This window comes from Paenibacillus sp. SAFN-054 (assembly GCF_051966755.1).
GTDB lineage: Bacteria > Bacillota > Bacilli > Paenibacillales > Paenibacillaceae > Paenibacillus_AQ.
Genome location: NZ_JBQCKS010000001.1, coordinates 994,538 through 1,019,219 on the forward strand (window position 1 = coordinate 994,538; position 24,682 = coordinate 1,019,219).

Genomic DNA, 24,682 nt, shown 5'->3' on the forward strand with positions numbered 1-24,682 from the left:
CGGGGAATAGATTTAAAAAGTATACAAGGACAAGACAGTAGGGTGGAGATGCAGAGGATGGGAATGGTGAAACAAAGCTTTATACGGGGCACGTTCGTTTTGACCTTGTCGTCTTTTTTTACGAGGGGACTAGGATTCGTCAACGGAATTTTGATGGCGCGTTTTTTGGGAGCGGAAGGGGTCGGGCTGCTGATGATCGCTTCTCCGCTTCTTCCTTTGTTTATTACGCTGACGGAGCTGGGTTTGCCTGTCGCAATATCAAAATTGGTATCTGAAGCCGATGCCAAAGGCGACGAGCATCGGATCAAACGCATCCTTGCCGTATCCTTATCCATCACGGGGACGCTCAGCATTATATTGACCACAGCAGCACTCCTCGGCTCGAAGTGGATCGGTTCGATCGTGCTGGCCGACCAACGTGCTTATTACGCCATGGTGGCCATTACGCCAATCATTCCGATCATCGCCATGTCCGCGGTGTTGAAGGGATACTTCCGCGGCAAGCAGAACATGAACCCGCTCGCGCTGTCGGACATTATTGAGAATCTCGCGCAAATCGTTGTCATCATCGGCGTCGTCAACATCCTGCTGCCTTACGGCATCGCCTATGCGGCTGCCGGAGCGATGGCAGCTTCCGTGGTAGGGGAAGGTGTTGGACTGATTTACTTGTATTCCGTTTACAGATGGGCCAGGCGAACCAGGAACAGGGAGGCTCCTGCACCTGCTTCACAGGGACCGCGTTCCAAGGATCGGACGCTTCGTGACTTGCTCCGCATCGGTCTTCCAATGACGGGCAGCGGACTCATTCATTCGGTGTACCACGCGTTTCTTCCGCTGCTGGTTACGCGAAGTCTGGTACTGTTCGGCATCGGGACGGAGCTCGCCACCAAGCAGTTCGGCCTGCTTGCCGGTTACGCCGTTCCGCTGCTTTACCTTCCAGGTTTTTTTACGCAGTCCCTTTCAACGGCCTTGATTCCGGCCATCAGCGAAGCCAGCGTCGATAACGACAGCCGCCTGATGCACAGCCGTATGGATATGGCGATGAGAACGGCATTGATCGCCGGTTTGCCATGCACGATCCTGCTGTATTTATGGGCGGAACCGCTCACGACCGTTATTTATCATGCACCTGAAGCAGGCGTACTTCTCAAACTTCTGGCTCCTTTGTATTTCCTTCACTACTTCGAGGCGCCGCTGCGGGCGATACTGCTCGGCTTAGGAAGAGCTTCAACCGTGATGTGGAACCATATCATGACGAATATTTTTGAGCTGAGCATGATATTCGTGCTCGGTTCCAACCTGGGAATTCGAGGCGTCGCCATCGGGTATGGACTGGGCATTCTGCTGCTCGCCATGCTGAATTTCTATTCGGTTGCACGAACGATCGGCTTTTACTTCGACTTTCGGATCGTATTCAAGGCCGGTTTGGGGGCCGCGTTCATGACCATCAGCAGTTTGGCCGCCCACCGCTTTGTGCTTCGCATGGATTTCGGACAAAGCTACGCGCTGCTTGCGGCGCTGCTTGCCGCGCTTCTCGCCTATGCTGCAACGATGCAGCTCACGCACGCACTGCGAAGCGGGCCGAAAACGCCGACGATAACACCGGTTCCTTAATTTGCTTGAAGAATGGAAGTTGCAACGCATGGTGCTGAGATGCTTGCGACAATAAAACAGGCCGCGTATACCGCGGTCTTTTCCTATTTCGTGCGTAACGTTTCGGCTAATCACCAAAGGGGGAAGGATAGTTAAGGAAAAAACAATGTATTGAGGAGCGTGAACGCATGAAACATATTCAAGAGGATGGGCAGAGAATGGTCATGAAAGATGACGGACAGGAGGTCGCTGAAATCACCTGTAAGCTCCTGGACAGCGAAACCTTGGTTATTGATCATACTTTTGTGTCAGAGCAGTTTCGAGGCCAAAAGATCGGCGATGAGCTGGTACGGGCCGTCGTTGATAAGGCCCGCAATGAAGGCAAGCGAATCGTGCCTGCATGTTCATTCGCCTTGGCTCAATTCAAACGGCATAAAGAATACGCGGACGTCTGGCAGCAGGATTAGCGGGGCGAAAACGGGACGTCAAATAATGAAGACATTTATAAAGATATCGAGATATCGACTACTTGCGCGAGTTGATCGGATACCGCCCCAAGGACAATGCCGCGGACGTGTTGGCGGAGCAAGGTCTTGAGGCTAGCGATATTAAACATAAGAAGGCGAGTATTAAGGCGGACAGCGGGTGGGAAAATAGTCGATCCGCTGGTTCTGCTTGGCCTTTACTGACTGTTGTTCATCTCCCGATATTTACCTGGAGTCATGCCGACTTCGCGCTTGAATGAACGGATGAAGTTTTGCGGATTCGTAAAATTCAGATGCTGTGCGATTACATTGACGCTGTAATCGGTTTCGATGAGCATGATTTTTGCGGTATGAATACGTTTGGCTGTCACATAATCCGTAAAAGAAACGCCTTTTTCCTTCCGGAACACCTGGCTCAAATACGCTGGAGAATAATTCAGCTTTTTACCCAATGCATCCAAGGTCAGATCCGCGCCATCATTTTCAATCATGCAGTTAACCATTTCATCAGAAATCTTCTTATACTCCTGATCCGTTTTCTCCTCAATCAGCTTCAAGATCGGGTCGATCACCTTGTTGATGAACCAATCCTCAATTTCGGAAGCGGTTTGCATTTCGAGCAATTCCTTAGGCAATGATTGATCTTCCAGGATGGAGAGCGTATGCGTATTTTCAAAATGGTAAGGCTTCGTCAGCTCGCTGAGGAGCCGAATGAGGATGATCTGATAATCTGCGGGTGTTCCTTCCAGCTGAAACAAAGCATGTACGAAATCTTTAATCAATTCATGCGCTTTAGCGCTATCGTTCAACTTGATGGCATCCTGAAGCTGAGTAGACAGTATTTCCGGATAGCGGAATAAAGCTTGGTTGGATACCGGTTCGACGTCTTCAATGAAGAGCAGCGCGTTGTTTCCGAATTTAACACGGTACTTTAACGCCTCCAGTCCTTCGTGAAGGGCATTGGGGGCTAACGGCATTTCATGGAAGACTCGGCTGATGCCGACGCTGACCGAAAAATCAAGATATCTGCTGATGTTGGTTTTAACGGCTTCTCCCAGCTCCAGCAAAACCTTTTTATTGAGTTCCTTGGAATTGGGGTTCAAGGAAAGAAGACACGCAAGCGTTTGATTCACGACGACGGGGGAGAGACGAATCGTAAAGGGGATTGTTTCTTCCACGATATTGACGGCGGCGAACAATAATAAATCGCGGTCTGTCTCCGAGAATCGGGTACCCCCGAACGTGTCAATTTTAATCGCAAGGACGCTGTATTGCCGTGAATCCTCGAAAAAAGGATGGTTTAGCACGATTTTCTCGTGAATATCCTTGGTCAGAAGCTCCCCGTAAAATAACTTCAATACATAGTATTTATGCAGTTCTTTGCCCTGCAGCATCATTTGCTGCTTCATATTGGCAAGCGTCTTCGCAATAAAATCGATTTCATCCTTATGATAATGAACAGGCTTATCTTTGGTCAGAGTATTGTACAAATGATTGATGGGGGAGTACATTCGGAGCGAACCTTTATACGATAAAACAAGCATCAGTCCGATGACCCCAGCGACGGAAAGCAGCGTTGTCCAGAGTATGGAGCTATTGTCTTTCAACATCACGGACTTCGGAATCACCGACAGATAGGTCCAATGGGTATACGCGGAAGCATGATAAAAGACGTAAACGCTCTTTCCTTGCAGGTTGGCTTTAAAAAATTTACCCGTGTAATCGGTTGTCAGCTTCATATTCGACACCATCGATTCAAGGGGCTGATATTTCTCGCGGTCCTCGCTGTTCGATGCAATCACCTGGTTCTGTTGATTTACGATAAAAATATTGCCGAGATGCCTTGAATCTGTAATCCAGCGGTTCATCTGCTCGTAGTCGATCACCGAGAATACGAGACTGTTGGCATCAGTTACATAATGTGGATTAGCTTTGACGAGCAGAAGGCCATATGGAACTTGTGCATCCCGCATTTGAAGCGGGGAACGGCTGTTATGCTCCAGCAGCAAGGGTTCGGCAGCAAGTTGTTCTTTCATTTTTGTAAACGCATTCAATTCATTATTGCTTAATGGAGCAATTTTTTCCGGAGAGATGGCCCAGCGGTTCTTGGTGTTGATGAAGTACAGGCCCTGAATTCCGGGGATTCCTGCTGCAATATTTTCCATAGATTGATTGACCTCGCGAATCGTCTGAAATTCTTCGGGTTTTAACGGCATGCTGGACGCTTTGATGATCACAGGCGAGTTCGTCAATTGAGTCAAGGACTGGTCCATGATCCGAAGGTTCTCTTCAACGGTCGATTGCGTCTGTGCCAACAGCTGCTGCATGCTGTCCGTTACCTTGTCCAAGATATTCGAAGAGGCTGTGAAGTAAGAAAAGGTACCCAGAAAAATGACAGGCAAAGTAGACATGAGCAAAGTATATACAATTAGTCGCATTAAATATTTTGGCATATGCATAACAGTGATCCTCCAGTTATCCATGATCTGCTAGTTACCCGTTCGCTTTCTTCTCCACCTGCGAATCAGAGAAAGATCAACGTTGTCTCCGAGCTTCCTTCTTTTCGGATATGGAGACATTAACATTATAATCAAGCAATCCGCAAAACGAAATATGCCCCGCATCTAACCAGGCATCACATATCATCGTGATTATATCTATTGAAATGAGCATACCTGAAGGAGAAAAGCCCGTTATATCAAGGTTTTCCATTCATCTATCCACCGGATTATAGCATGTTGCTTCCGGGTCGCCTATGCTTTGGAAAATACATCAGAAGGGAAGTGGATACGAGATGAAGTCTTCCATGATCAACGGAGGCAGCACGAATGTTATATCATCAACAGCAAGGGACGCTCCGAAGAGAGGCCTTAAAAAGGAGATCCGGGCGCACTATTGGTTATACCTGATGGTTATACCCGGGGTCATCTATTTTCTAATTTTTAAATATTTGCCCATGTGGGGAATCACGCTGGCTTTCAAGGATTATCAGCCGTTTTTGGGATTTATGGACAGTCCCTGGGTCGGGCTGAAACATTTCGAACGATTTTTCGGCAATAACGATTTCATGGTTCTTTTTAAAAACACGTTGCTGATTTCCTTGTACAAGCTTGTATTTTCTTTTCCGGTTCCGATTATCTTGTCGCTCATGTTAAATGAAGTGCGGCTGCAGTGGTTCAAACGAAGCATCCAGACCATCATCTATATTCCTCATTTTCTGTCGTGGATCGTGATCGTAGGTATCACGTACGTCATCTTCACGACCGAAGGAGGCGCTGTGAATGATCTGCTCGGAGCTGCCGGCGCAGATCCGATCAATTTCCTTGGCAGCAAGGAATGGATTCGGACGATGCTTACCTCCCAAAGTATCTGGAAGGAAGCCGGATGGGGCACCATTCTCTACCTGGCGGCCATGAGTGGTATCAATCCTCAATTATATGAAGCTGCAAAAATGGATGGAGCAAGCCGGTTTCGCCAGATGTGGCACATCACCCTGCCTTCCATCCGCAGCACGATTGTCATTTTGTTCATTCTGCAATTGGGGCATTTCATGGATTTGGGCTTTGAGCAAATCTTCAATATGATCAACCCCGGCAACCGGGTTAACGCCGATGTGTTTGATACTTACGTATATGTCACAGGCATTACCCAGGGACAATTCAGCTACAGTACGGCCGTGGGACTGTTCAAATCGTTGGTGGGGCTCATTCTGGTCATCGCTGCGAATACAACTGCCCGTAAATTGGGCGAAGAAGGGATTTTTTAGAATGAGCGGTTTACCCATTCAATGGAAGAGAGGTGTTGGGGTTTGACTAGAAGCAGAACCTTCGGTGGATTGCTTTTCAATATTGTAAACGTTCTATTGCTGATTGCCGTCGCTCTGATCTGCATCTTTCCCTTTATCGAAATTGTGGGGGGATCATTCGCGACGAGCGAAGAGCTGCTCAGGAAGCGTTTTGTTATTATTCCGCAGACTTTTTCGCTAGAAGCGTACCGATTGATATTTTCCGATCCGACCATTCCCAAAAGCTTATTGGTTTCCGTCTTTATCACGGTCGCCGGTACATTGATTAACTTATTCTTTACGTCGATTACGGCCTTTGCCTTGTCGCGAAAAGAACTTAAGGGCAGAAGGATCATTATGCTTCTCATCGTTTTTACCATGCTGTTTGACGGCGGACTTATTCCGGGATACCTTGTCGTGAGGGAACTTCATATGCTGGATACCTATTGGGCAGTGCTGATCCCGGGAGCGATTTCGGCGTTCAATCTGATACTGATGCGTAATTTCTTTATTCAGCTGCCGGAGGAAATGTTCGATTCGGCGAGAATTGACGGCTGTAACGACTTGAGTATATTTTACCGTATTGCCCTTCCGCTATCGAAGGCGTCGCTTGCCACTTTTACGCTCTTTTATGCCGTAGGTCATTGGAATAATTTCTTCTCGGCTTTTCTGTATCTCAACAAACCGGATATGTGGCCGATTCAGTTGTGGCTCCGCAATATTATCGTACTTGCGACGTATGACTTTTCCGAATCGGGGGTTACGACCAGCGTTCCGTCCCAAAGCCTGCAAAATGCAACGATCGTAATTGCAACATTGCCGATATTAATCGTATACCCGTTTGTACAGAAGCATTTTGCCAAAGGTGTCATGCTGGGTTCGGTAAAGGGCTGAATGCTTCATGAGGGTCCATGCTGCCTGGTAATCATTAAAGAAAATTTGAATTGGGGGATTTCACTATGAAACGGAAAGTTAATAAAGCGACGTCTGCGGCAATGGTCTTGCTGCTGGCCTCATCGACAATGCTGGCAGCCTGCTCCGGAGGGAAGGAAGGAAATGCGGACCAGGCGGGAACGGCAGCTTCGGGAAGCGCGGCAGGCGGCAGCAAAGAACCCGTTAAAATTTCTACGATGCAGCCTTACTGGGGTGTACTGCCCAAAAAAGGCGATCCGCTTTTTACTGAAGTCGAAAAAATTATGAACGCAGACATCAAGCCTACCTTCGTTCAAGGCCCGAATATGATGGACAAAGTCAATGTTGCACTTGCGTCGGGAACCCTCCCGGATATTCTAGTCGTCTTTCAGGGCAATCAACCGTCGATCATTCAGGCGATTCGCGCCGGGGCATTCTGGGAAGTGGGCAAATACATTGATGAGTATCCGAATTTGAAAGCAAGCCGTGACAAAATCAGGGATACCAACATTTCGGTCGACGGGAAAATATGGGCGCTTTATGATCCGCAAACGATCGACCGCAGCGGCATTAACTTACGCCAGGATTGGCTGGATACATTAGGTATGAAACGACCAAAAACGCTGGATGAGCTGTATGAGGTCCTAAAGGCTTTCGCCAAAAACGATCCGGACGGCAACGGCAAAAATGATACCTATGGCATAGCAAGCATCGGTACAGGGCCAGTCGGATTCATTGCAGCCAAGTATGGCGCTCCCAACGGTTATAAAGTCGAAAACGGCAAATTCATTCCCGGCTTCACGACCGAAGAGTATCGTCAAGCGATGAAATATGTGCAGCGATTATATAATGAAGGCATCATGAATAAGGACTTCTCCTATGCCAAGCAAAATCAGACGGACGAGATGCTGGAGAAAGGAGTGGTCGGCGCCTATATAGGTAATGCAGACCGGACGGATATCTGGACCAAGCTGTTCAAGAATGTACCAAAGGCCAAAGTGACAACGTTCTCGGATTTGGAAGGTCCGAACTATCGTTATGCAAGCCTTGGCTATTGGAGTACACTTATGTTTCCGAAGAGCAGTATAAAAACGGAAGAGCGCTTAAAAGAAATTCTTGCTGCACTGGATCGGTTGGCTGCTCCTGATCACAAGGATTTTAGATTATATGGAATCGAGGGAACCGATTATAAGCTCGAAAACGGCAAGCGTACGGTCGTGAACAATGAGGCATCAGCCGAATTGGAGGCACTGAACGTATTTGCGCTGACACAGCCGGAAATCTCGACCGAGGACAAACCGGATTGGCAAGTCGAAATGGCAAACGTGGTCCAGGCAAACGGGGAAAGCAGCACGCTGCTCGGCAACCCTGCTTCAGGGCTCATCTCGCAGACCAATAACGAGAAGGGGAATGAACTGAATACGCTGATCAGCGATGCTACAACGAAATATATTATCGGCGAACTCGACGACAAAGGGTTCGATGCGGTCATTCAGAAATGGAGAACGACTGGCGGAGACCAGATGCTGAAGGAATATGAAGAAGAGTACGCTAAGCTTCATAAGTAAAAACCAGCTGATTACAGGGAGGCGCTCATCATGTTCAATATTATACCGGAACCGAAGCAGGTGGACGTTCACAGCGGTCTATTCAGCATCTCGGATCCTCTGCGCATCACTGCACCCGTATCCATGAAACCGCATATACTCGTTCTTGTCGAGCTTGTGCAAGAAAAATACCAAGTCCGGTTGCAGCCGAGATTCGGCGAGGAGATCCAAATGATTACGATGGCCAAAGTACAGTCGGACGCTCAGGATGTTATCGTGCCGCTGCACTTGGATACCGATGAATCATACCGGATCGAAGTGGCCCAAGAACAGATAACTGTAAGAGGAACAGATGCAGCAGGATTGTTTTACGGGCTTCAGACCTTGATCCAAATAATAGAAGACTATCGGGATATCCCGTGCTGCCGTATGACGGACTGGCCGGATATGAAAATCCGCGGGGTCCATTTCGACCTGAAAGGCGGCGTGCCGACGAAATCTTATTTATCTTCATTAATTAGCGAACTGGGAAGATTCAAAATCAATACGATCCTGGTCGAATATGAGGACAAATTCAAGTTCGAGAGCCATCCGCTGATCAGCCTGAGATCTGCTCTGAGCCGGCAAGACGTGCTTCATCTCCAGGAAGTCGCCAAGGATCATCATATCCAGATCATGCCTCTACTGCAGTCATTAGGTCACGCCGAATATATTTTACGCCATGAACAATATGCGAACCTGCGGGAAACGAGCGATTATTATCAGCAGATGTGTCCGTCCAATCCGGACTCGTTCAAGCTGTTTACGGAGCTCTTTCATGAACTGGCTGATCTGCACAAGGACAGTGTATATTTTCATATCGGAGGCGATGAAACGCATCAACTGGGGGAGTGCCCGGTATGTTCGGAAAAGTCCAAGGGAAGCAGCAAGTATGCCATGTACGCACAATACATGAAAAAAGTATGCAACTATGTCATTGATGCCGGCAGGATCCCGGTCATTTGGGACGATATGTTTACAAGGCATGCGCCCGAGCTGATTTCGGAAATGCCGAAAGAAACGGTATTTATGTACTGGAATTACCGTTTTACGCATGAATCGATGTCAACGGTCCAAAGTTTTAGCGGGAACGTGATCAGCGAACAATGGCTGCATAAATCGGTTCAGAATCTTCCCGACAGGGTTGACGCAGCATCAGCTTTATATGAGCAGCTGCCGCAGGAAGAAAAAGACTTTCTTGAAAAGTATGGTAACAGCACGGATTTTCCGGCTCAAATCAACAGCACGATCTTTCTGGAATTTCTTCAGGATCAGGGCTATGACGTTATGGGCGCGTCCGCAGCCCAGATGATGAGGGATACCATTCTGTCCGACCCGGAAAGGGCTATCCCTAATATTCAGGAATGGGCAAAGGCCGTAAAGAGACATCAATCGGTCGGCGTCATCTCGACGGGATGGACGCGGAACAACGGCATGGATCCGCTGAATGGGCTGATTGAGGGCATGAGATATGCTTTCATCGCATCAGGCGAGTATTATTGGTCGAGCGAAGGCGTGACAACGGAGGTATTTGACCGGAAATTCTGCAAACGCTTTTACGATCTCGAGGAATCTTTCCAGGCGCCTGCCGATTTGATGCCGACCGATGCGATCTGGCTCATACGCCATCAGGAACGCGTCCCTGTTGGAATGCCCCTGTCTGGATTGTTAGAACAGATGGCCGGCGCTGCCCGAAGGAACCAGCACAATTTGATGTATTACGGCTTCATGTCCAAGGTGTTCCAGATTCAAAAGAAGGTTGATAATCTCATGGCATCGATGGAAATATGGATGTATATGCGTGACAGGCAGCTGCTGCAAGAGCGAGTGGCGCTCAAGGCTCGCAAACATATCGACGCGATTGAGATGTTCATTCTTCAGGTCGAGGAGGAAGGGCATGAAATCCTTAGACCTCTCATCCACCCGGAAGAGCTCGACGATTGCCTGCATTGCTTGCTTTTCTGGCATAAAACGCGTATTCGAATCATGAAAGACTTGGTGAGCAGCATGGCCCTGCATTAACACGGTTTAGAACAACAGAAAGGGCCTTCAACGAAATGTTGGAGGCCCGTTGTATAGCGCACATATTCCATTCCTGATGTTCGATCCGGGAGGTATGTGCGGCTTCAGAAAAGGAAGTACCGTGAAGCAGGTGGTCGAACTGCGCGAAATAATGCCGACTTTTCTTGAAGCAGCCGGCGTCCCGATTCCGGATTCGGTTGACGGCTGCAGCCTGCTTCCGCTTTGCAGGGGGGACTCCGCCGCATGGCGCGATTATTTGCACGGTGAACATGCATACGGAGCTTTGTCCAATCATTATGTCACCGATGCAACCCACAAATATATCTGGTTCTCGCAATCGGGGGAAGAGCAGTTATTTCATCTGGAGACCGTTCCGCAAGAGCTTCATAATCTGGCTTCGGACGCTCAGCCTGAAGTGTTGTCCATCTGGCGCGATAGGCTCGTTGAAGAGCTGAAGAGGCGCGAGGAAGGTTATGTTAGCAACGCCCGATTGGTTGCGGGGCGCACACCAAAAGCATTCCTGAGCACAGCCGTTCCAGGCAGCAAGGCGCAATAACAAGAACAAGAAACAGGAGAACTAACGATGGAAAAACCAAACATACTGCTTATAACAACAGATCAGCAACATTGGAATACAATTGGGGCGCTGAATCCCGAGATTCATACGCCTAATCTGGATCGCCTGGTGCGGGAGGGAACGACCTTCACGAGGGCTTATTGCCCGAATCCTACATGTACGCCTTCCAGGGCGTCTATCATCACCGGTATGTATCCTAGCCAGCATGGAGCGTGGTCGCTCGGCACCAAACTGATGGAGAGCGTGCATACAGTCGGAGAAGACTTCGTGGAGCATGGTTACCGGACGGCGCTAGTCGGCAAAGCTCATTTTCAACCTTTAGGATCAACGCCGGAGTATTCTTCGCTTGAGACCCATTCTTTGCTTCAGGATCTGGATTTATGGAGAGCGTTTCATGGGCCTTTTTATGGTTTCGAACATATCGAAATCGCAAGAAACCATGGGCCGGAGCATCTTGTCGGGCAGCATTACGCAATCTGGATGGAGAAGCAGGGGCTGCATAACTGGAGGGAGTATTTCGCCGAACCTACAGGCAGCCTGCCGAAGGAAATCCGGGGAAGGTGGCAGATCCCTGAACAATATCATCAAAATGCTTGGATAGCGGGGGAAGTTAATCAATTGTTGCATGAATACAAGAACAATGACCAGAACTTTTTCCTCTGGGCCAGCTTTTTCGATCCTCACAATCCCTATGTCGCACCGGAACCGTGGGACCAGATGTACGATCCACAGTCTCTTCAGGTACCAAAAGCAAAAGAAGGGGAACATGCGCAGAATCCGCCTCATTTTGGTATGACACAGCAGCCGGAACCGGACTTTTCCTCGTACAGCGAGTCGGGGCAATTTCTTCACGGCTTCCGTTCCCATCTACAGAACGAAGAGCAGACGAAAAAAGACTGGGCCGTCTATTACGGAATGATCAGCCATCTAGACAAATATGTCGGCAAAATTCTCGATACCTTGGAAGAGCTCGGCCTCCGCGATCGTACGATCGTCCTGTTCACATCAGATCACGGGGATCTGTGCGGACATCATCAATTGAACAAAAAAGGGGCATTCCACTACGAGGATTTGATCCGGGTGCCGTTTATGGTTCGATATCCGGGGCACATTCCTGCGGGCGAAGTCAAAACGGATATGCAATCATTAGTGGATCTAGCCCCTACCTTCCTGAGCATGTGCGGAATCCCGGTTCCTGGAAGTATGACGGGGAAGGTTCAGAGCTCGGTTTGGCTAGGAAGCGACAACAAGGTAAGGGACCATGTCATTTGTGAAAATCATCATGAACCGACGACGATCCATTTGAAGACGTATGTGGAGCAAAGATACAAAATCACCGTGTACTTTGGCCAGCTTTACGGGGAAATGTACGATCTGGACCAGGATCCTGGTGAATTCGATAATCTCTGGCATAACCCGGCGTTTGCAACACTGAAGCAGGAACTCCTCCTGAAATTTCTCTGGGCCGAATTCGGAAAAGAAGCGATGCCCATGCCCCGTATTTCAGGAGCGTGAAGCGATGCTCCTGTGAAAGGAGGTGATGCTTATTGATAAGGTATCCGGTAATTAAGGATTCCGGGTGCGGTCAAAGTTTATGATCCAGGCAGTAACAAAAGAAAACCCATATAAGGAGGGATTAGTAGTGATGAAAATAGCAGCATCCAAAAGATTGCTCTGTGTATTGTGCATGAGTTTGCTCGGCATAGGCAGCCTGCCTTATAGCCTGCCTTATAGCCTGCCTTATAGCCTGCCTTATAGCCTGCCGGCAGCATATGCTGAAGAAACTGCGGACACGACGGCTGTTCCGACGATAACGGTTGATACGAATAACAAAGTAGGGGCGGTATCTCCTCAACTGTTTGGAGCAAACCATCGGTTCATGAAGAACGGGTATGGAATGTTTGACCCGGATACCAGCCAGGTACGTCCCGATTTCATGAACGCGTACAGCGATGTCAGCCTGCAAAATTTCCGCTACCCCGGCGGTGCAGGCAACCTGTTTTGGTGGCAGAGAGCCGTCGGGAACGGCAACGGCACCAACCCCGACAGCGGACTAGCCCAGGTGACGGGCACCATGCTCAATTTATATTCCGAGCCAGTCAACTTCAATCTGGATCAGGCACTGAAGTTTGCGGAAGATGCCGGCTCGTCGCTGAATTATATGTATAACATGGGAAACGGAAATCCGACGGATGCTGCTAACCTGGTGCATTATTTAAACGGAACGGATTCGAATAATCCCTATGTGGCGCTCCGGATCGCGAATGGACATGCGGATCCATACAATGTTAAATATTTTGAATTAGGAAATGAAATGTACTTGACTTATCAGCGACATTGGATGGCCGGCATTCCGGCGGGAACCAGTTATCAGAGCTACTACGTGAACGGGGGCAATGTTTCCTTCACGAAGCAGCCTGTAGTTCTGAATACGGACTGGTCTTCGCTGAAAAACTCCTACAAAAGCACCGGAGTTCCAGGGCAGGAAGTATACGCGGCCTATGGACCGGTCACTGAAAATACCGATACGGTATTCGTGAACGGAACGGCCTGGACGAGAGTCGATTCATTTGACGGTTCCGGGCCGACATCGCAAGTGTATAAAATGGATAATGCATCAGGCTTGATTACGTTCGGCGACGGAACTCACGGACAAGTCCCGCCGAGCGGGAACACCATAACCGTTTCGTACTCGGCGTATCACTACGGGTACAAGGATTTTATCACAGCCATGAAAGCGGTCGACCCGAGCATTACTGTCCTCAGCTGCCTCGATGACGCAGCCACCATAGCAGCCTTTGGTAACGCCGGAGTGCACTATGACGGAGTAGCCATGCATCCATACACACAATCCATGCCAGGAAACATGGAATTGAATGATTACTACGGATATTTGATGAAATCGGCGAACGGCAATATTTCCAGCGTATCCGGCATGTTGAACAAACTGCGTTCAGACCCATTATCACAAGGCGAAGTATATGTTTCGGAATATGGTCTGTTTATATCCACGACGCCGAAGGATAATCCTAATTTTGTCACCTCGCTGGGCAATGCGCTTTATCTAGGCAAAGAAGCTTTGAGTTTTATGCAAATGGGGCTGAAAGTGACCTCGAAGCACAGCCTTATTGAAGACTGGTCTGGCTCCAAGCCGCAGCAAGCATTGTTCGCCAATAACTTTGTCGAAGGCGCAGGCAGCAGCAACTTTACGCAGAGTGTATCCGCACAAATGTACAAAATACTTACCCATATGACCGGAACGAATCTTCTGGCTCATCCTGTCATCACCTCTATGCCTGCGTACACATATACCTACAATGCTCAAACCTACACGAACAATGCCTTAGACGTGGCTGCTACAACGACGGACGATGGCGATGTGTATTTGGTTGTCATCAATGAAGACCCGGAGAATGACTACACGACGAACGTGAATATGCAAAATTACACCCCGGATGCAAACGCAGCCGTATGGACGCTGGGGGAAAACAGCACGGTAGGGCAATACAACGTTGAAGGCGAGCCATTGAGTGTGACCGTGCAAACCTCCTCTGCGCTTATATCGGGGAGCTCGTTCAGCTATACCTTCCCGGCGCATACGATGACCGCGATTCACATGACAAGTAGCATTGTCCCAGACAGTAAAATAGATGATACCGAGGCAACCTATACCGGCAGAGGCTGGAGCGTCAAGAATGACACGAACAATTATGGCGGCAGCAGCCATATTACCAATCAAGCGGGAGATGAGGCAGCCTACACGTTTACGGGCACGGGAATCGCTTGGATCGGAGCCGTCGGGAGCGGCCGCGGCCAGGCCAATGTGTACATTGACGGGAAGTTGATTCAGAAGGTGGATGCCTATGCCCCAACCTATCAAGTGAGCCAAACCTTATTTCAGATTGTCGGGCTGCCAAGCGGCACGCATACGATCAAGATCGAGGAGCTGGGTACGAAACATCCATCCTCCAGCGGTTACTGGAATAACGTCGATGCGTTTGTCGTTAATCCCGTAGGGTTTACGAAAATAGACGATTCCGTGGTGACGTACACGGGTGGCTGGACAGTTCAAGGAAACAGCAGTGAATACGGCGGCAGCAGCCACGTAACCGCTGCCGCAGGAGAGGAGGCGACCTATACGTTCACAGGAACGGGGATTGAGTGGATCGGAGACGTCGGCAGCGGCCGCGGCAAGGCGGAAGTGTATATGGACGGAAACTTAGTACAGACCGTAAATGCTTATGCATCTACGTGGAAGGCCGGGCAGATATTGTTTTCGATATCCGGCCTGGCGAACGGCTCGCATACCCTCAAGATCAAGGAGCTGGGAACGAAGGATCCGTCCTCCAGCGGATATTGGAACAATATTGATGCGTTGATCGTGCTGTAGAGTACCTTATTTTAAACCTGCCGTGTCGGGATGACGCTGCAGGTTTTTTTGGTACGCACAATGATGTACCGATAAATTGACTAAAATAACCGACAATTCAACCAAACACATGCTCCGAGATTTTTTAAAATAAAGACAAACTGTCCACCTAAAGTTGTACCTTGTCATGGATTTTATCAGGTGCTCATTTAAATAAATAACATGGAGACATATGATGGATCGCAAAAACACGTACGGTGCGCAGGTAATCAGGGAAATTGAAGAATTAATCCGTTCAAGCTGCGAAGAAGACCACAGCTTAACGTCGTTAGGCGAACGATTCGGCTTCAATCCCGCCTACCTCGGCAGATTGTTTAAGACTGTTACAGGCACTGGCTTCAGCAGGTATGTAACCAACGTTCGGATTCAAAAAGCGACAAGCCTGCTCTACGAAACGGATATGAGCGTGAATGCGATCCGAGCCCATATCGGTTATTCCAGCAATCAGCACTTCAATAAAATGTTCAAAAAGCACCTTGGCCTTACGCCGGCCGAATATCGGCAGTACATCAGGGAGAGTGAATGTGAGGCTTCAGATCAAATGCCGGTACGCTAGCCGGATTGCGCCGGTTATATCAAAACCAGGAAACGGTAGCCTAATTGCACGGCAGCGTTTACAATATCAGTAATAAACATGTTATGGAAAGAGAGGTGAATCAATGGAAGGGTACCGCTGCATGAATCACCCGCAGGAGCCGGCCGTCGCTCAGTGCAGCCGCTGCGGCAAACCCGTGTGCGAATATTGCTACGACCCTCATACCGGGCGCTGCCGGGAACGCTGCGGCGTGATGAACCACGCCACCTCCCAGCCCGAGAAGCAAAGGAGCACGGCATGGACCATCGTCGTCTCCCTGCTTGCCATCATTGGCGGACTTGCGCTGCTGTTGATCACAATTTGCGGAGCCATGATTTTTTCCTACTAAAGAATGTGTTATTAAACGACAAGTAACAAGGAGTTGCATATGGAGTTTCCCGTATATTTGCATGTGGGTGCCTGGCGAATTCATCCGCATGTGCTGTTTGAATCCTTGGCTTATTTTATCGGCTTTCGGGTATACCTTTGGACCCGGCGGCCAAGCGGCATGTCCAAGTTGATGAGCCTGCAGATCCTGGCGGGTATCATTGCCGGCGCGGCCATCGGTGCCAAATTGCTGTTCTGGCTGGAGGATCCCGCAGCGACTTGGGAACAGCTAAGCCAATTCCACCTGCTGTGGGGCGGCAAAACGATAGTCGGAGGTCTATTGGGCGGCTTGATAGGCGTGGAACTGACGAAGCGCTGGGTCGGTTGGAAGCATTCAACTGGCGATGATTTCGTCTACCCGCTGATGATCGGACTCGGTTTGGGGCGGATCGGATGCTTTTTAACGGGTCTTGATGACCAGACGTATGGTACGCCGACGACCTGGATCACCGGGATCGATTTCGGCGACGGTCTCCTTCGGCATCCGACCCAGCTGTATGAGATGATGTTCTTAATCATGCTCGCGCTGCTATTGATACCGTTATACCGGCAAAGCCGTGGAACAAGCATGCAGGAAGGCTATGTATCCGGAAGAATGTTCCAATGGTTTATGGCCGGATACCTGTTGTTCCGCTTCGTCATCGAATGGATCAAGCCTACGCTGCATCCGTACTTTGGCCTTAACAATATTCAGCTCGCCTGCATCGCCGGTCTGATCTATTACGCGTGGCTGATTGGCGGCAAGGGTAGAATCGGCCGTTCAATCCCGCGCTCACACATTCCAAGCTGACGAAGGAGCGTTGCCGTATGCCTAACCGGCCTTATTTGTACCATGAACTAACGAACAGTATTTGCAGCACATGCTACCGTAAAGTCGAAGCGAAGATTATAGAGGAGAACGGCAGGATCTACATGGTCAAAAGATGCCTTGTGCACGGACCCGAAAAAGTGCTCATCTCCATGGAGGTCGATTATTATCATCAAACGCGGCGATTCATCAAGCCCTCCGAAATGCCGCTGCAATGGAATACGCCAATCCGGTATGGCTGCCCGTACGACTGCGGGCTATGTCCGGATCATGAGCAGCACAGCTGCCTCACGCTGCTGGAGATTACGGACCACTGCAATTTGCAGTGTCCGATCTGCTTCGCCGAATCGTCTCCACACCGCACGACGCACCGGTCGCTTGCGCAAATTGAATTCATGCTCGACCGGATCGTGGAGAACGAAGGGGAGCCGGACATCGTGCAGATCAGCGGCGGCGAGCCGACGACACATCCGGATTTCTTCGAAATCCTGGACCTGTGCAAAAGCCGTCCGATCAAGCACATCATGGTGAATACCAACGGCATCCGCATCGCGCAGGATAAGGAATTCGCGCGGCGGCTCGCCGAATACATGCCCGGTTTTGAAATCTATCTTCAGTTCGACAGCTTCGAGTCACATGTGTTAAAAGAACTGCGGGGCGCCGATCTTCGCCGGATTCGCCAGCAGGCCATCGAGCATCTGAACGAATTCAACATTTCGACGACCCTCGTGGTCACGTTGAAGAAGGGCCTGAACGACGGTGAGATCGGTGACATCATCCAGTATGGATTGCAGCAGAGAGCCGTGCGAGGGGTCACGATTCAGCCGATTCAGGCCGCTGGGCGTCTGGAGGGCTATGATCCGGCAACCGACCGTTTAACGGTCAGCGAAGTGCGGAGGATGATCATTGAGCAATCCGAGGTTTTTGAGGATGCGGATATTTTGCCGGTGCCTTGCCATCCGGATTGCTTGGCCATGGGGTATGCGCTCAAGCTGGGGGGAGAGGTCCTGCCGCTTACCCGGATGATAGACCCGGACATTCTTCTGGAGGGAGACAGCAATACCATTGTATTCGAACAGGATCCGGTTATCCGGGGCAAAATGTTCGAGCTGCTGTCCACGGGCCATTCGCCGGAGTCGTCGGCCCTCTCCCTGAAAAGCCTGCTGTGCTGCCTGCCGCTTGCCGCCGTGCCGGAGCAGATATCTTACGATAATGTATTTCGTGTCATTATCATGCAGTTTCTCGATGCACACAATTTTGATGTGCGCTCCGTCAAAAAGTCCTGCGTGCATATCGCCCATCCGGACGGGCGGATCATTCCTTTCGATACGTATAATCTGTTCTACAGGGATGACAAAGAAAAGCTGTTGGAAGAGCGGAAAGAAGAAATCGTAACGGCGTGGGATACCCAAAAAGAAGGCTTAATGCAATCATAAATCGATATAAAGGTTATCTTGTTGCCCCTCATGTTCCAGCATTGAAATGGCTGAGGGGCTGTTTGTAGGTTGAGGCGTCTAATTATTGTTTTCAGAACGCTCTGCACGGCGGTTTTTGATTTTAACGGTAATTATGAAGGCTTTATATTGAAATCATGACTTTTTCATGCTTATAATAGATCGATAAAACGAGAAAAAGGTGTCTATTACATGAGCATATTAAATGTAGAAAACTTAAGCCACGGTTTTGGCGACCGCGCCATTTTCAAGGACGTTTCATTCCGGCTTCTTAAAGGCGAACACATCGGATTGATCGGTGCCAACGGAGAAGGCAAGTCGACGTTCATGAACATCGTGACGAACAAGCTGCAGCCCGACGAGGGAAAAGTGGAATGGTCCAAGCGCGTTCGCGTCGGTTACCTGGATCAGCATGCGGTGCTGACGAAAGGCATGACGATTCAAGACGTGCTGCGGAGCGCGTTTCAGTACTTGTTCGATCTGGAACAGGAAATGAACGACATGTACAACAAAATGGGAGAGGTCTCCCCGGAAGAGCTCGATAAGCTGCTGGAGGAAGTCGGCACCATTCAGGATACGCTGACGAGCCAGGACTTCTATATGATCGATGCCAAAGTGCAGGAAACGGCCCGCGGCCTCGGCATTACCGACATCGGACTCGATCGCGACGTCAATGATCTGAGCGGCGGTCAACGTACCAAAATATTGCTCGCCAAGCTGCTGCTGGAAAAGCCGGATATCCTCCTGCTGGACGAGCCCACCAACTACTTGGACGAACAGCATATCGAATGGCTCAAGCGGTATTTGCAGGAGTATGAGAATGCCTTCATTCTGATCTCGCATGATATCCCTTTCCTGAACAGCGTTATCAACCTGATCTACCACATGGAGAACCAGAAGCTTACACGGTATGTGGGCGATTATGACCAATTTCAGCAGGTGTACGAAATGCGCAAGCAGCAGCTGGAATCGGCTTATAACCGTCAGCAGCAGGAAATCGCCGATCTTAAGGATTTCGTTGCCCGCAACAAAGCTAGCGTCGCTACGCGGAATATGGCCATGTCCAGACAGAAGAAGCTCGACAAGATGGATGTCATCGAGCTTGCGAAGGAAAAACCGAAACCGCAGTTTAACTTCAAGGATGCCAAAGCTTCGGGCAAAATGATTTTCGAAGCCAAGGATCTCGTGATCGGCTACGACAGTCCGCTCTCGCGCCCTTTGGATTTGCAGATGGAACGCGGTCAGAAAGTGGCCCTTGTTGGCGCGAACGGCATCGGGAAAACGACGCTGCTGCGCAGCATTTTGGGTGAAATTCCGGCTTTATCCGGTTCCGTGGAGCTCGGGTACAACCTGGAAATCGGGTACTTTGAGCAAGAAATGAAAGAGGGGAATTACAACACCTGCATCGAAGAAATTTGGGAAACCTTCCCTTCCTATACCCAGTTCGAGGTGCGCGCGGCGCTGGCCAAATGCGGACTCACCACCAAGCACATCGAGAGCAAAATTGCCGTACTGAGCGGCGGGGAAAAGGCCAAAGTCCGTTTGTGCAAGCTCATCAACCGGGAAACCAATCTGCTGGTCCTTGACGAGCCGACGAACCACTTGGACGTCGACGCGAAGGATGAACTCAAACGCGCCCTAAAGGCGTACAAAGGCAGCATCCTGATGATTTCGCACGAACCCGAATTTTATAACGATATTGCGACGCATGTATGGAACTGCGAATCCTGGACGACCAAAGTATTCTAAAAGTTCATCTCTATGGGATTAATAAACCAGACATCAAACACCCCCAAAACTGCTTCAGCGGATTTGGGGGTGTTTTTTAGTTTGAAGGGAGGTGGATACGGTGCTTCAGGTTGTATTATCCTTTAGAGGATTCCTCAATTTGCCTGGCAACCCGATCGCCAAGCTCCTTCGAAGCCTCGTGTAAATAACCGATCACAACACGCTGTGTCTCACGGGAGATGTTCTTCAGATCAGCAGAAAGGTTATCCACCAAATGATCCTGCTGTGCAGGAGACAGCGCATGATAGAACTGACCGGCTTGCGTAAAATCGTCCGGTTTGGAAAGGTCGCTCCTCTCAATTTGCCCTTCGACGGTTCTGCCGTTTCCGCTCGTAACCAGGGATGCCGGCGACCAATCCGCCTGATGATTCACGGGAATGCCTCGGAAGTCCGGCCCGAGCCGTCTGCGCTGCGAATCCCAGTAAATGTTGGAGCGGCCTTGAAGCATTTTATCGTCAGATAGTTCGGCCCCCTCCAATAAATTGGATGGCGAAAAGGCTATTTTCTCTACCTGTTCCATGTAGTTATCCGGATTCCGGTTCAGCACGAGCCGTCCCACGGGTTTCAGAGGATACTGCTGCTCATCCCATATCTTGGTGTCGTCGAGCGGGTCATACGGAAGATGGGCTGCATCATCCGGATTCATCAGCTGTACGTAAAGACCGTAGTCGGCAATTTTTCCGGCAGCGATGGTGTCATAAAGATCCTTGCCGGCGATATCCGGATTCTCGCACGCTAAACGTGCAGCTTCCTGTGCATTAAGATACTTCTCGCCTCCGAAAGGGATCCAGTGATATTTCACATAGGTGCGGACGCCCTGCGCATTTTTCCAGACATACGTATTCACGCTATGCCCCTTCATGTGACGCAGGCTTTTGACCGTGCCAACGTCGGAGTACAGCCAAACGAGAAAATGCGTGGACTCCGGTGCCCTGGCAACAAAGCTCCAGAACCGTTCCGGATCGATCAGGTTGTTTTTGGGCGAAGGGAGGAACGCTTTGATCGACTCCGGGAAGCGTATGGCATCGCGAACAGAAAATACGGGAATATGGTTGCATACTAGGTCAAACACACCTTCATCCGTGTAGAACTTTGTTGAGAACCCCCTGACGTTCCGGGATGTATCCGGCGTTCCTTTATTGCTGACGGCAAGTGAAAACCTTACGGTAACGGGAACCTGCTGACCGGGTGTCTGCAAGAAGCAAAGCTTGGTATATTCCGTCATCGGGTGTACGGTCTGAAAGTAACCGAAAGCGCCAAAGCCCTTCACGTGTACCGGCCTTTCCAGAATTTTAGTATGTACGAAGGTTTCCAGGGTCTCATGCAACATATTGTCCTGCTCAAGCACCGGGCCTCGTTTGCCGACCGTTTGCGAATGGAGCTCGGCAGGCATATCCTCAGACCACGGATGAGAAGAATGAACGTTCTGAGATGCCTTTTGATCCGGATCTGGCCTAAAGGGGGACACGTCCTTGCTGTGATTCGGGGATTCTGCCGTCTGTTTCTGTTCGAGGCTGTTTGTTGGAACCTGTGCATGCGGCTCCTGCTGTCTATAATCATCCATCGGCGAAATATGGGTTATGTTTCGGCTCGGAGGCAAGGCGCTGCTGCGAAGTGTTGAAGATTCCAACTGAAACCATCCATTTTTTTCGTCCATTACGACCCTCCATTTTCATATGCTCATACTCTCGGGTACTCTATTGTTTATGCGGGTTTCTGCCGCAAATATGACCCTGACGGCGCTCTTTTCATACAAAGATCGCTGTTTGGGCGGATGAAGCCAGCAATAATGGATATCCCCGGTTCCACCTCGCGAGGTCTCTAGGGAAAGAGTGATATGGATTAGATTTCATCTTATGCGCGCATTTATTGCATGAATAACATCCATTGTCATCATACTAGCAGAAGATCAGGCGATGTACCGAGCATTCCGAAACAATGTACAGCGTTCAACATCAAGAATGATAGACCACAATGATAAGCGAGTGATGATGTTTGAAATGGACAGCCATGGCTTGTCTTTTGTTCTCCCTGCTGCAGGACAACGATGACATACAAAATCCCGATAAACTTTCTGATAAACTTACGGTTACCCAAGAAGGTCAAGTGATATCAAGCCTCAAGCGGGAAGCACACACCCTGGACGTGTTTCCGCTGCTCGATATGAGCAAGTATGAAGCCTGGGTCAACGAATTGGACCGGAGAACTTATAAGGAAGCGGTTAATGCCCGCATCGGAAGCAATGGACAGATCGTACCCGGCCGGAACGGGTTCAAACTGAACCGCAAGGAGCTGCTGAAGCATTACTATGCTTATATTTACGGCAGCGGTCCGGCATTTTTCGAAGCGCCGATGTATCCCGTATATCCGAAGGTGGATACGGAACTTCTCGCATCGCTTCGAGCCAAACAAATCGGTTATTACGTCACTTATTATAATTCAAGCAACTCCGATCGTTCTCATAATATCGTTCTGTCCGCCAAGGCGATCGACAGCGCGGTTGTTTTCCCGGGTGAAACCTTCTCTTTTAACCGAGTCGTCGGCATACGAACAACGGGAAGAGGCTATAAGAGGGCTGCCGTCATCGTTCGCGGCGAATTGTCAGAGGGTGTGGGCGGTGGAATCTGCCAAGTATCCTCCACGCTGTTTAATGCGGCCGACCGGGCTGGCCTGAACATCGTTCAGCGCTATTCCCACAGCCGCCACGTACCATACGTTCCCCCGAGACGGGACGCGACCGTCAGCTGGGGCGGTCCGGATTTCGTGTTCAGCAATACATACAACCAGCCTGTTTTGATTCGCGCCTTTGCGGGTGGGGGCAGCGTGTCTGTCGCCATCTATTCTTCCGATGTCATCGAGTATCTGCCGAGAAAGGTGCCGAGCATTTCCTACCAGCTTCCGGAAGAAATCAGCGTAGTGCCTGCGGCTCCGAGCCCCGTTGGCGGAGAATAGTGTAAGCGGTTCGGATGAAGGTCGAATATTAAGCCTAAAAGTCACCGTAACGGGGCTTTTTAGGCTTTTTTAACGTTTCAGATTGTGGGCTAATCACGCCGTAACCAAGAACGCAAAGGATGGAACTGACCAAAAACGTTCGCCGAGTGCCCGTCAAGTCCGTTATAATGGTAGCAGCAAGCAAGGAAAGGATTTGCAATCATGAACAATTACATTGTCATAGGATCGGGCATACTGGGGGCTTCGACCGCTTATCAGCTGGCGAAATCAGGAGCGGATGTCTTAATTATCGACCGGAATGAACCGGGACAAGCGACGGATGCAGCAGCAGGCATCATCTGTCCCTGGCTGTCGCAGCGGCGCAATCAGGCGTGGTACCGGCTGGCAGCAGCAGGTGCTCGGTTTTATCCCGGGCTGATCCGAGAACTTGAACAAGAAGGCGAGACGGAAACGGGTTATGCCCGGGTCGGTGCCCTTAGTATTCATCACGACTTGGATAAAATAGAAAAAATGGCAGAACGTGCTTCGCTTAGAAAAGCTGATGCGCCGGAAATTGGAGATATTGTTCAGCTGAATGAGACGGAAACCGGTGAGTCATTTCCGATATTGGAAAATGGATATCATGCTGTAAAAATTAGCGGGGCTGCCCGTGTCGACGGACGCGCCCTGCGCGATGCGCTGCTGCGGTCAGCCGAGCGGCATGGTGCCCGAATCGTACATGGCGATGCTGCGCTGGAGTTTCATTCGAATCGCGTGACGGGAGCTCTGGTCGGCGGAACCCGCTACCCGGCTGACCAAACATTGGTATGTGCGGGAGCATGGGCTGGACAGCTGCTGAAGCCGCTGGGCATTCACTTTAACGTTCGTTATCAAAAAGCCCAGATCATGCACGTACAGATTCCTGGCGAACAAGAGACGGGAACCTGGCCTGTCATCATGCCGCCTTCTGACCAATACCTGCTCGCTTTCGATCATGGAAAGATCGTCATCGGAGCGACACACGATAATGATGTCGATGGGTATGATACCAGAATTACTCCGGGAGGTATGCAGGAAATTCTGAATAAAGGGCTGACATTGGCTCCAGCTCTTGCAAATAGCACGTTTCAGGAAGTTCGGGTCGGATTTCGTCCCTTTACTCCCGGTTTTCTGCCTGTGATCGGCACCGTACCGGGGTGGGAGGGACTTCTGGCTGCAAATGGACTTGGCGCTTCCGGGCTTACGATGGGGCCTTACATCGGCAGTCAGTTGGCCAAACTTGCCATGGAGTTACCGCCAGACATCGATCTTCAGGATTATGACATTCGGCAAGCGATGGAAAACGGTTAGCG

Annotated in this window: 18 protein-coding genes; 16 read left to right on the top strand and 2 right to left on the bottom strand. The window is 49.9% G+C overall.

What is annotated here, in order from left to right:
• Positions 1–57 precede the first annotated feature (57 nt).
• Both spoVB and ACTHPM_RS04710 read left to right on the top strand, forming a co-directional pair.
• Positions 58–1,614, top strand: coding sequence for a stage V sporulation protein B (spoVB, locus tag ACTHPM_RS04705; protein ID WP_440421444.1), 1,557 nt, complete (start codon positions 58–60; stop codon positions 1,612–1,614).
• A gap of 149 nt (positions 1,615–1,763) precedes the next feature.
• Positions 1,764–2,060: a GNAT family N-acetyltransferase gene (locus tag ACTHPM_RS04710; protein ID WP_440395354.1), complete on the top strand. Its 297-nt coding sequence runs from the start codon at positions 1,764–1,766 to the stop codon at positions 2,058–2,060.
• A 215-nt stretch (positions 2,061–2,275) separates the two neighbouring features.
• On the opposite strand, the gene ACTHPM_RS04715 is transcribed toward ACTHPM_RS04710, so the two are convergent.
• Positions 2,276–4,489 carry an AraC family transcriptional regulator gene (locus ACTHPM_RS04715; RefSeq protein ID WP_440394035.1) on the bottom strand — a complete coding sequence of 738 codons (2,214 nt, stop codon included), beginning with the start codon at positions 4,487–4,489 and terminating at the stop codon, positions 2,276–2,278.
• 383 nt (positions 4,490–4,872) lie between these two features.
• On the opposite strand from ACTHPM_RS04715, the gene ACTHPM_RS04720 reads away from it, so the two are divergent.
• The 12 genes from ACTHPM_RS04720 (at position 4,873) to ACTHPM_RS04775 (ending at position 20,360) form a co-directional block, all read left to right on the top strand.
• Positions 4,873–5,844, top strand: a complete 972-nt coding sequence (locus ACTHPM_RS04720; RefSeq protein WP_440394036.1) for an ABC transporter permease — start codon at positions 4,873–4,875, stop codon at positions 5,842–5,844.
• 42 nt (positions 5,845–5,886) lie between these two features.
• Positions 5,887–6,756, top strand: coding sequence for a carbohydrate ABC transporter permease (locus ACTHPM_RS04725; RefSeq protein ID WP_440394037.1), 870 nt, complete (start codon positions 5,887–5,889; stop codon positions 6,754–6,756).
• Positions 6,757–6,821: 65 nt separating this feature from the next.
• The gene (locus tag ACTHPM_RS04730; protein ID WP_440394038.1) at positions 6,822–8,342 is read left to right on the top strand and encodes an extracellular solute-binding protein; all 1,521 of its coding nucleotides are present in this window, start codon (positions 6,822–6,824) and stop codon (positions 8,340–8,342) included.
• A gap of 30 nt (positions 8,343–8,372) precedes the next feature.
• Positions 8,373–10,382, top strand: coding sequence for a family 20 glycosylhydrolase (locus tag ACTHPM_RS04735; protein ID WP_440394039.1), 2,010 nt, complete (start codon positions 8,373–8,375; stop codon positions 10,380–10,382).
• 49 nt (positions 10,383–10,431) lie between these two features.
• Positions 10,432–10,938 (top strand): sulfatase/phosphatase domain-containing protein, encoded by a 507-nt coding sequence (locus tag ACTHPM_RS04740; protein WP_440394040.1) that lies wholly within the window; start codon positions 10,432–10,434, stop codon positions 10,936–10,938.
• Positions 10,939–10,965: 27 nt separating this feature from the next.
• Positions 10,966–12,474, top strand: a complete 1,509-nt coding sequence (locus ACTHPM_RS04745; RefSeq protein ID WP_440394041.1) for a sulfatase family protein — start codon at positions 10,966–10,968, stop codon at positions 12,472–12,474.
• Positions 12,475–12,601: 127 nt separating this feature from the next.
• The gene (locus ACTHPM_RS04750; RefSeq protein ID WP_440394042.1) at positions 12,602–15,349 is read left to right on the top strand and encodes a hypothetical protein; all 2,748 of its coding nucleotides are present in this window, start codon (positions 12,602–12,604) and stop codon (positions 15,347–15,349) included.
• A 214-nt stretch (positions 15,350–15,563) separates the two neighbouring features.
• A complete protein-coding gene (locus ACTHPM_RS04755; protein WP_440394043.1) occupies positions 15,564–15,944 on the top strand; it encodes a helix-turn-helix domain-containing protein in 381 nt (126 codons plus the stop codon).
• Between the two features lie 103 nt (positions 15,945–16,047).
• Entirely contained in the window at positions 16,048–16,311 is a 264-nt protein-coding gene (locus tag ACTHPM_RS04760; RefSeq protein ID WP_440421445.1) for a B-box zinc finger protein, read from the top strand.
• A 39-nt stretch (positions 16,312–16,350) separates the two neighbouring features.
• Positions 16,351–17,139 carry a prolipoprotein diacylglyceryl transferase gene (locus tag ACTHPM_RS04765; protein WP_440394045.1) on the top strand — a complete coding sequence of 263 codons (789 nt, stop codon included), beginning with the start codon at positions 16,351–16,353 and terminating at the stop codon, positions 17,137–17,139.
• Positions 17,140–17,156: 17 nt separating this feature from the next.
• On the top strand, positions 17,157–18,593 hold the full coding sequence (locus tag ACTHPM_RS04770) for a radical SAM protein (protein WP_440394046.1): 1,437 nt from the start codon (positions 17,157–17,159) through the stop codon (positions 18,591–18,593).
• 210 nt (positions 18,594–18,803) lie between these two features.
• Positions 18,804–20,360 (top strand): ABC-F family ATP-binding cassette domain-containing protein, encoded by a 1,557-nt coding sequence (locus ACTHPM_RS04775; protein WP_440394047.1) that lies wholly within the window; start codon positions 18,804–18,806, stop codon positions 20,358–20,360.
• 115 nt (positions 20,361–20,475) lie between these two features.
• Here ACTHPM_RS04775 and ACTHPM_RS04780 read toward each other — a convergent pair whose 3' ends face one another.
• Positions 20,476–21,792, bottom strand: coding sequence for a catalase (locus tag ACTHPM_RS04780; RefSeq protein WP_440395355.1), 1,317 nt, complete (start codon positions 21,790–21,792; stop codon positions 20,476–20,478).
• 617 nt (positions 21,793–22,409) lie between these two features.
• On the opposite strand from ACTHPM_RS04780, the gene ACTHPM_RS04785 reads away from it, so the two are divergent.
• A complete protein-coding gene (locus ACTHPM_RS04785) occupies positions 22,410–23,351 on the top strand; it encodes a VanW family protein (protein ID WP_440394048.1) in 942 nt (313 codons plus the stop codon).
• A gap of 201 nt (positions 23,352–23,552) precedes the next feature.
• On the top strand, positions 23,553–24,680 hold the full coding sequence (locus ACTHPM_RS04790) for an NAD(P)/FAD-dependent oxidoreductase (RefSeq protein ID WP_440394049.1): 1,128 nt from the start codon (positions 23,553–23,555) through the stop codon (positions 24,678–24,680).
• Positions 24,681–24,682 lie beyond the last annotated feature (2 nt).

Excerpts from the sequence above, each read along its gene's own strand:
- ACTHPM_RS04730 (WP_440394038.1), top strand. The coding sequence starts at position 6,822 with ATGAAACGGAAAGTTAATAAAGCGACGTCTGCGGCAATGGTCTTGCTG.
- ACTHPM_RS04715 (WP_440394035.1), bottom strand. The coding sequence starts at position 4,489 with ATGTCTACTTTGCCTGTCATTTTTCTGGGTACCTTTTCTTACTTCACA.
- ACTHPM_RS04785 (WP_440394048.1), top strand. The coding sequence starts at position 22,410 with ATGGCTTGTCTTTTGTTCTCCCTGCTGCAGGACAACGATGACATACAA.
- ACTHPM_RS04765 (WP_440394045.1), top strand. The coding sequence starts at position 16,351 with ATGGAGTTTCCCGTATATTTGCATGTGGGTGCCTGGCGAATTCATCCG.
- ACTHPM_RS04745 (WP_440394041.1), top strand. The coding sequence starts at position 10,966 with ATGGAAAAACCAAACATACTGCTTATAACAACAGATCAGCAACATTGG.
- ACTHPM_RS04770 (WP_440394046.1), top strand. The coding sequence starts at position 17,157 with ATGCCTAACCGGCCTTATTTGTACCATGAACTAACGAACAGTATTTGC.
- spoVB (WP_440421444.1), top strand. The coding sequence starts at position 58 with ATGGGAATGGTGAAACAAAGCTTTATACGGGGCACGTTCGTTTTGACC.
- ACTHPM_RS04735 (WP_440394039.1), top strand. The coding sequence starts at position 8,373 with ATGTTCAATATTATACCGGAACCGAAGCAGGTGGACGTTCACAGCGGT.
- ACTHPM_RS04755 (WP_440394043.1), top strand. The coding sequence starts at position 15,564 with ATGGATCGCAAAAACACGTACGGTGCGCAGGTAATCAGGGAAATTGAA.
- ACTHPM_RS04760 (WP_440421445.1), top strand. The coding sequence starts at position 16,048 with ATGGAAGGGTACCGCTGCATGAATCACCCGCAGGAGCCGGCCGTCGCT.
- ACTHPM_RS04790 (WP_440394049.1), top strand. The coding sequence starts at position 23,553 with ATGAACAATTACATTGTCATAGGATCGGGCATACTGGGGGCTTCGACC.
- ACTHPM_RS04780 (WP_440395355.1), bottom strand. The coding sequence starts at position 21,792 with ATGCCTGCCGAGCTCCATTCGCAAACGGTCGGCAAACGAGGCCCGGTG.
- ACTHPM_RS04720 (WP_440394036.1), top strand. The coding sequence starts at position 4,873 with ATGAAGTCTTCCATGATCAACGGAGGCAGCACGAATGTTATATCATCA.
- ACTHPM_RS04775 (WP_440394047.1), top strand. The coding sequence starts at position 18,804 with ATGAGCATATTAAATGTAGAAAACTTAAGCCACGGTTTTGGCGACCGC.